The sequence below is a fragment of the Mesorhizobium sp. M2C.T.Ca.TU.002.02.1.1 genome (assembly GCF_003997225.1).
Window position 1 is genome coordinate 1 of record NZ_RZTO01001223.1, and the last position, 1,228, is coordinate 1,228.

The following is a 1,228-nucleotide window of genomic DNA, read 5'->3' on the forward strand; positions in this document are numbered from 1 at the left end:
GCGATACCGGGCGTGAGCCTGGCGCTTGTCACGGATCGGGCGCGGATGAAGCAGGTGCGGGATCTTGTCCTTGCCGGCAATGAAGACCAGATGAACGACCCCGCATTCATGCATGAGCTGAAGCAGTGGATACGCTTCAATCCGCGCAGCGCGGCGGCAAGCGGCGACGGGCTCTTCTCAGCCGCGAGCGGCAGCCCGGTGCTGCCGACCAGCCTCGGCCGGATCGCGCTGGACAGGCTGTTCAGCGTTGCCCAGGAGAATCAGAAATACGCTCGTCAGATCGACTCATCCGCAGGGGTTGCGATCTTCTTTGGCGAGCGGCCGGACCACGACCACTGGATCAGGGTCGGCCAGGCGTGCCAGCGCCTCGCTTTGGCCGCGACGAGCCTGGGACTCAAAACCGCCTTCATCAATCAGCCTGTCGAGGTCGCCCGCCTGCGCGCCGACCTGGCGGCGATTGTCGGCGAGACCCGCAGGCCGGATATTGTCATGCGCTTCGGATATGGGCCAGCCTTGCCGTTTTCGCCAAGGAGGCCGGTGGCTTCGGTTATCGCATGACGGTGAGCATGGCTGACATGGTCAGCGGTGGTTGATTCGTCAGCCAGGCTACCGGCGCCTGATACCAGGCAAGAAAGGCGCATCGGCCGGAGCCTGAAGGCCCGGCCGATGCGACAGAAATGGTCCCGACCGGACTACTCCGCCCGCTTCGGCCCCATCAGGAAGGCCACCAGCGCCGCGAGCAAGGTCGCAACGCCGCCATAAGCGAAGGCGCTCGCGACACCGGCATGGTCGACAAGCAAGCCGCCGACAATGGCGCCGAGCGCGATCGCCACCTGAAAAGTGGCGACCATCAGGCCGCCGGCGCTCTCGGCCTGATCGGGCGCTGCGCGCACCAGCCAGGTCTGCAGGCCGACCGGCACCGCGCCGAAACCAAAGCCCCAGGCGGTGACGGCGACCGCCGCCGTGATGGGCGAGGCCCCGAACACGAGCAGTGCAGCCGCCGACAAGGCGATCAGCAGCGGCGCCAGACCGACGGCCATCTTCAGATTGCGCTCGGCCAGGAACGCGCCGGCGAAGTTGCCGAAGAAACCGCCAATGCCATAGGCGAGCAGCACCAGCGATATGGTCGCGATCGGCATGACCGGCACCGTCTCCAGGAACGGCCGCACATACGTGAAGCCGGCAAACTGCCCGGACGCCACCAGCAGCACCACCAGCAGCGCGACAC

Annotated in this window: 2 protein-coding genes; one reads left to right on the forward strand and one right to left on the reverse strand. The window is 66.5% G+C overall.

What is annotated here, in order from left to right:
- The coding region (locus tag EOD07_RS34930) for a nitroreductase family protein (RefSeq protein WP_206519657.1) at positions 1–558 on the forward strand (558 nt) is incomplete at its 5' end.
- 134 nt (positions 559–692) lie between these two features.
- On the opposite strand, the gene EOD07_RS34935 is transcribed toward EOD07_RS34930, so the two are convergent.
- Positions 693–1,228, reverse strand: a 536-nt coding sequence (locus EOD07_RS34935) for an MFS transporter (protein ID WP_164772871.1), incomplete at its 5' end; no start/stop codon positions are given.